General features: G+C 66.7%; 1 pseudogene. It reads left to right on the top strand.

The window, feature by feature from the left end:
• Positions 1 to 339, top strand: a pseudogene (locus AC0IYH_RS30165) (hypothetical protein); the annotation flags it as partial.
• Between the last annotated feature and the right edge of the window lie 3 nt (positions 340 to 342).

Below are 342 nucleotides of genomic sequence, written 5' to 3' on the forward strand. Positions count from 1 at the left end.
GTGCAGGGCGAGGAAGCCTATTGGGACATCAAGTCGCGCGCGCTGGAGAAGAAGCAGCTCAGCGACCGCCCCGAATACGAGCATTTCGAGATGCCGCATAACTCGCCGACGGGCATCGTCACCGCGTTCTTCGCGACGGTGATGGGGTTCGCGCTGATCTGGCACATCTGGTGGATGGTGATCCTCGGCTTCCTCGGCGCGTGGGCGACGTTCGTGGTCTTCGCGTGGCGCGACGAGGCGGAATACGAAGTCCCGGCGGAAGAAGCCCGCCGCCGCGACGCCGAACGCCGCCGCGCCAAGGCGATCCTGCTGGGCCTGCCCGAGGACAGCGTCGCATGAGCG

It is taken from the genome of Pseudomonas sp. AC463, assembly GCF_979253585.1.